We start from the raw sequence: 6000 nt of genomic DNA on the forward strand, positions 1-6000 counted from the left end.
GACCCTAACCCCTCCTCCCCCACCCCCGCCCCTCCCCGCCCACCCCCTCCCCCCACCCGCCCAGCGCCCCCTCCCCCTGCCCGTCGAGTGGCGCAAATTCGGGGTCGACACGCGCGATTCGGCCCGGTTTTGCGCCACTCGTCACGAGTTTTGCGCCACTCGGCGGCTGTCCACAGGTGGTGCCCCACGGCCCCGTCATCCACAGATCGACGGTCGGGGGCTCCCGTCGGCGCACGAACCGGCGCACCGTCCTCGGATGGACCTGCGATCTGCCGCCCCCGACGTCGTCCGCCACCGGCACGCCGCCCCGTTCGGGCTGACGCCCGACGCCCTCCGCGGACCGGGCTGGGTGCATCCCTCCAGCGGCGTCGCGCTCGTCCCGTGACTCGCGCACGACCTCACCTCGACGTGCCGCGCGATCCAGCTGGTCCTGCCCGACCACGCGGTGTGGACGCACGCCACCGCCGCCATGCTGCGTGGCCTGTGGCTGCCCGACCGGCTCACCCGTCTCCCGCTCGTCGTGTCGACCGACGGTGACGCGCCTCATCACGACCGCCGCGGGGTCTACGTCCGGCGGTGCGAGGTGCCCGCCGGCCACCGCCAGGTGATCGACGGCGTGCGCATCGCGTCAGCCGCCTGGACCATCGCCGAGCTCGCCGAGGACCTCGGCCTGATCGACCTCGTCGTCGTCATCGACTCGGCGCTCCACCTGGAGCAGTGCACGCTCGAGGACCTCTGGGCCGTGACCATCCCCGGACGTCGCGGAGTCCGCGTCCTACGACAGGCCATCCGGCTCGCGGACGGTCGCAGCGAGTCGGCCTGGGAGACGATCCTGCGGCTGCTCCACGTGCTGAGCGAGGTCACCGACGTCCAGCCGCAGTACGTCGTCAAGGACCGTCGGGGCCAGTTCGTCGCTCGGGCCGACCTCAGGGTGGGGCGCACGCGCAGGATCCACGAGTACGACGGCGGCATCCACCGCGACCGGGATCGTCATGCCGATGACCTCAGGCGCGAGAAGGCGCTGAACCGCGCGGGCTGGGACCGTCACGGGTACACCGCGGCGGAGATCGTCCGCACGCCCGAGCAGGTGGTCATGGACGCCGAGCACGCACGCGGACGCGAGTTCGACCCGCGTCAGATGGTGGTGTGGCGTGCCGAGGTGGAGCGTTCGAGCCTCTCGGCGGCGGGACGAGCCCGGCTCGACGGCAGGCTGCGGCGCTTCGACCGGCGCGAGCCGCCGCGCTCGGTGCGACGCCGCCGTCCCGCCTGACCGCGCTGCAGCGAGACCACGTCACCGCCGAGTGGCGCAAAACCCGACGCGAGTGGCGCAGATCCGGGCCGGATCGCGCGTGTCACGCCCGAATTTGCGCCACTCGGCGGGTGGGGGTGGGGGTGGGGGTGGGGGTTACTCCCACTCGATGGTGCCGGGGGGCTTGGAGGTGATGTCGACGACGACGCGGTTGACCTGGGGGACCTCGTTGGTGATGCGGGTGGAGATCTGCTCGAGGAGGTCGTAGGGCAGGCGGCCCCAGTCGGCGGTCATGGCGTCCTCGCTGGTGACGGGGCGCAGGACGACGGGGTGGCCGTAGGTGCGGCCGTCGCCCTGGACGCCGACGGAGCGGACGTCGGCGAGGAGCACCACCGGGAACTGCCAGATGTCGCGGTCGAGGCCGGCCGCGGTGAGCTCGGCGCGGGCGATCGCGTCGGCCGCGCGCAGGATCTCCAGACGCTCGGCGTCGACCGAGCCGATGATCCGGATGGCCAGGCCGGGGCCGGGGAACGGCTGGCGCCAGACGATGTCGGCCGGCAGGCCCAGCTGCTCGCCCACCAGGCGCACCTCGTCCTTGAACAGGGTGCGCAGCGGCTCGACGAGCGAGAACTCGAGGTCGTCGGGCAGCCCGCCGACGTTGTGGTGGCTCTTGATGTTGGACGTGCCCGCGCCGCCGCCGGACTCGACGACGTCGGGGTACAGCGTGCCCTGGACGAGGAAGTCGACGGACTCGCCGTGCGCCGCCGCGACGACCTCGCGCTGCGCGGCCTCGAAGGTGCGGATGAACTCGCGGCCGATGATCTTGCGCTTCTCCTCGGGGTCGACGACGCCCGAGAGGTGGCCGAGGAACTGCTCGCTGCACTCGACGACCTTGAGGTCGACGCCGGTCGCGGCGACGTAGTCGCGCTCGACCTGCTCGGCCTCGCCCTGGCGCAGGAGCCCGTGGTCGACGAAGACGCAGGTCAGCTGGTCGCCGACGGCTCGCTGGACGAGGGCCGCCGCGACGGCGGAGTCGACGCCGCCCGACAGGCCGCAGATGGCCCGCTTGTCACCGATCTGCTCGCGGATCGCGGCCACCTGCTCGTCGACGATGTTGACCATCGTCCAGGTCTGGCGGCAGCCGGCGATGTCGACCAGGAAGCGCTCGAGCACCTCCTGGCCGTGCTCGGAGTGCAGCACCTCGGGGTGCCACTGGACGCCGGCGAGGCGACGCGACACGTCCTCGAAGGCGGCGACCGTGGCGCGCGGCGAGGTGGCGTTGACGGTGAAGCCGGTGGGCGGCGCGACGACCTCGTCGCCGTGGCTCATCCACGCGCGCAGCTGGTCGGGCAGGCCCTGCAGCAGGGTGCCGCGCTCGGTGACGCTCACCTGCGTGCGGCCGTACTCGCGCTGGCCGGTGTTGGCGACGTCGCCGTCCATCGCGGCGGCCATCGCCATGAAGCCGTAGCAGATCCCGAACACCGGGACGTCGCGCGAGAACAGCGTCGCGTCGACCTGCGGGGCGCCGGGCTCGTAGACCGACTGCGGGCCGCCGGACAGGATGATCGCGGCGGGCTCGCGGGCCAGCATCTCCTCGACCGGCATCGTGTGCGGGACGATCTCGGAGTACACCTTGGCCTCGCGCACGCGGCGCGCGATCAGCTGGGCGTACTGGGCTCCGAAGTCGACGACGAGGACGAGGTCGTGGTTCTGCTCGGGGGTCGCTGGCACGGGCCACAGCCTAGTCAGTGCGCCGCCCGGGCCCGAATCCGGAACCGGCCCGAATTGGTCGTCGACGGGGCGTAACTCGCGGTGACGGGCGTCGTTCCTAGGGGTAGGCCCGGCACCTCTCCCTCCGCCGGGCCCGAGTCCTGGCCTCGGCCGGGACACGCGGGGCCCGGCCAGAACTCCCTCCCGGCCGGGCCCCGCGGCCTCGGGGTCGCGCCGTCAGGAGACGCCGACGATGGGCAGCCGCAGCGCGCCCGGTGCACTGTCGGGCACCACGGGGTTCTTGGGCGCCACCGGCTCCACCCGCACGTAGGCCGCGCCGAGCGGCGGACGGGTGTCGTCCTCGCCGCGGTTGGGCCACAGCGCCATGGCCCGCTCGGCCTGCGCGGTGATCGTGAGCGAGGGGTTGACGCCGAGGTTGGCGCTGATCGCCGAGCCGTCGACGACGTGAAGGCCCTCGTGCCCGAACAGCCGCTGGTACGGGTCGACGACACCGGTCGCGGGCGACTCGCCGATGGCGCAGCCGCCCATGAAGTGCGCGGTGAGGGGGATGTTGAACGGCTCGCCGATCGTGCCGCCCGCGGTGCCGCCCATGACGTCGGCCATCTTCTGCACCGCCGAGTGGCCCTGCGGGATCCAGGTCGGGTTGGGCGCGCCGTGCCCCTGGCGCGAGGTGAGGCGCGGGATACGGCTGAAGCGGCCCTTCTTCCTCGACACCACGATCGAGTTGTCGAGCGACTGCATGACGAGCGCGATCACCGTCCGCTCCGACCAGTGCTTGAGGTCGTAGAGCTGGCGGATGTTGCGACGCTCGGTCCACATGGCCCGGAGCCAGCGCCGCCAGCGCGGGCCCTCGCCCTCGCCGCTCGTGAGCACTGTCTGCAGCGCCGAGATCGCGTTGGAGCCCTTGCCGTAGCGGCACGGCTCGACGTGCGTGACCTCGTCGGGGTGGAACGACGACGTGATGGCGACGCCCTCGGTGTAGTCGACGTCGCGGTCGCGGGCGATCGCGCCGAGGATCGACTCGGAGTTGGTGCGGGTGAGGACGCCGAGCCGGTCCGAGACGCGCGGCAGGTGGCCGTCGTCGCGCATCTTGTGCAGCAGCTTCTGGGTGCCCATCGCGCTCGCCGACAGCACCACCTGCTCGGCGGCGTAGGTGTGCCTGCCCCGACGCACGCGACCGTCGGTGCGGCGCGTGTCGACCAGGTAGCCGCCACCGGGGCGGTGCCGGACGGCGGTGACGGTGGTGAGCGGCAGCACCTCGGCGCCGGCCTGCTCGGCGAGGTGCAGGTAGTTCTTCACCAGGGTGTTCTTGGCGTTGTGGCGGCACCCGGTCATGCACTCGCCGCAGTTCAGGCACGCGTTGCGGGCGGGCCCGACGCCCCCGAAGTACGGGTCGGGCACCTCCTCGCCGGCCTGGCCGAACAGCACGCCCACCGGCGTGGGGTGGAAGGTGTGGCCGACGCCCATGTCCTCGGCGACCTGCTTCATCACCGAGTCGGCGGGTGTGAAGTGCGGGTAGGTGGTGACGCCGAGCATCCGCTTGGCCTGGTCGTAGAACGGGGCCAGCTCGTCACGCCAATCGGTGATGTGGCCCCACGACGGGTCCTCGTAGAACGGTGCGAGGGGCTCGTACAGCGTGTTGGCGTAGACGAGGGAGCCGCCGCCGACCCCGGCGCCCGACAGGATCATCGCGTCCTTGAGCAGGTCGATCCGCTGGATGCCGTAGCAGCCGAGCGCGGGCGCGAACAGGTAGCGCTTGAGGTCGAACGACGTCTTCGCGAACTCGTCGTCCTCGAACCGCCGGCCCGCCTCGAGCACCGCGACGCGGTACCCCTTCTCGGTCAGGCGGAGCGCCGAGACCGAGCCGCCGAACCCCGACCCCACCACGAGCACGTCGTAGTCGAAGGTGGCGTCGGAGTCGCTCGGGGGGAGGTTCATATACCCAGGGTATGTCGACGTTCGCCCGATCGCTACCGTCTGGTAACCAATCTGACATCGCCGATGTCAGATAGTCCGCTCAGAGGCGCCGCACCGTGCCGAGGTCGGCGCGACGGTCGGCGCCCATGGCGTGGGCGGCGCGGGTGGCGGCCACCAGGTCGGCGTCCAGCGTGGCCACGACGACGCCCTCCTCGCCGTCGGGCACGGCGTCGACGACCCGGCCCTCGGGGTCGACGACGGCCGACCCGCCGGAGACCGTCCCGATGCCGCTGTCGCCGACCAGTCCGCTGGCCACGACCCAGAGGCCGTTGTCGAGCGCGCGGGCCCGCACGGCGAGGTCGCGGCGGTGCTCGGCGCCGGTGCGGTAGGCCATCGACGCCGCGTAGACGAGCGCACCGGCCTCGGCGGACGCGCGCGCGTGCTCGGGGAACAGCACGTCGTAGCAGACGCCGAGCCCGACGCCCCAGCCGTCGACGTCGAGCAGCGCGCCGCCGTCACCGTGGTCGAAGACGGCCTGCTCGTCGCCGTCGAGGTGCTGCTTGTCGTAGGCGAGCCGGACGGAGCCGTCGCGCACGAGGAGGGTGGAGATGGTGAGCCGGCCGTCGCGATGACGGACCGCCGCGCCCGCCAGCACCGCGACGGGGTGACGCCGCGAGGCGAGCACCAGCGACCGCAGGGGCGAGTCGTCGGCGTCGAGCCCGCCGCCCGCGAGCGCCGCGGCGTCGAGCGCGACGCCGGGACGCGTGACGACGTCGAGGTCGTAGCCGCACAGGTAGAGCTCGGGCAGCACCGCCAGCCGGGCGCCGCGGGCGACCGCCTGCTCGACGAACCCCACCGCCGCTTCCGCCTGCACCGCCAGGTCGCCCGGCTCGCGCACGGCGACCTGGAGGGCTCCGACGGTGAGCGGCGCCGGGGTCACTCGACGACGACCTCGACCCGCTGGAACTCCTTGACGTCGGTGTAGCCCGTGGTGGCCATCGCACGCCGGAGCGCGCCGATCAGGTTCATCGTGCCGTCGGGCACGGTGGACGGGCCGAAGAGCACCGACTCCAGGGTGCCGATGGAGCCGATGTCGACGCGCT

Annotated in this window: 5 protein-coding genes and 1 pseudogene; 2 read left to right on the top strand and 4 right to left on the bottom strand. The window is 72.7% G+C overall.

What is annotated here, in order from left to right:
- Window positions 1-256: 256 nt before the first annotated feature.
- Together ACI6PP_RS16900 and ACI6PP_RS16905 are read left to right on the top strand one after the other, a co-directional pair.
- A complete protein-coding gene (locus ACI6PP_RS16900) occupies window positions 257-385 on the top strand; it encodes a hypothetical protein (protein ID WP_421112786.1) in 129 nt (42 codons plus the stop codon).
- Between the two features lie 60 nt (window positions 386-445).
- The gene (locus tag ACI6PP_RS16905) at window positions 446-1270 is read left to right on the top strand and encodes a hypothetical protein (protein WP_421112787.1); all 825 of its coding nucleotides are present in this window, start codon (window positions 446-448) and stop codon (window positions 1268-1270) included.
- 135 nt (window positions 1271-1405) lie between these two features.
- Here ACI6PP_RS16905 and guaA read toward each other — a convergent pair whose 3' ends face one another.
- From guaA to ACI6PP_RS16925, 4 genes and pseudogenes are all read right to left on the bottom strand, one after another.
- Window positions 1406-2980, bottom strand: a complete 1575-nt coding sequence (guaA, locus tag ACI6PP_RS16910) for a glutamine-hydrolyzing GMP synthase (protein ID WP_421112788.1) — start codon at window positions 2978-2980, stop codon at window positions 1406-1408.
- Window positions 2981-3196: 216 nt separating this feature from the next.
- Window positions 3197-4918: a GMC oxidoreductase gene (locus ACI6PP_RS16915; protein ID WP_421112789.1), complete on the bottom strand. Its 1722-nt coding sequence runs from the start codon at window positions 4916-4918 to the stop codon at window positions 3197-3199.
- Between the two features lie 79 nt (window positions 4919-4997).
- Entirely contained in the window at window positions 4998-5837 is an 840-nt protein-coding gene (locus ACI6PP_RS16920; protein ID WP_421112790.1) for a carbon-nitrogen hydrolase family protein, read from the bottom strand.
- Window positions 5834-6000 (bottom strand): annotated as a pseudogene (locus ACI6PP_RS16925) (GuaB3 family IMP dehydrogenase-related protein); the annotation flags it as partial. The gene ACI6PP_RS16920 and the pseudogene ACI6PP_RS16925, both read right to left, overlap by 4 nt.

The sequence above is a fragment of the Solicola agrisoli genome (assembly GCF_049059935.1).
Classification (GTDB): Bacteria; Actinomycetota; Actinomycetes; order Propionibacteriales; family Nocardioidaceae; genus JAURVT01.

Coding starts and splice junctions, on each gene's coding strand:
- ACI6PP_RS16900 (WP_421112786.1), top strand. CDS start 257: ATGGACCTGCGATCTGCCGCCCCCGACGTCGTCCGCCACCGGCACGCC.
- ACI6PP_RS16915 (WP_421112789.1), bottom strand. CDS start 4,918: ATGAACCTCCCCCCGAGCGACTCCGACGCCACCTTCGACTACGACGTG.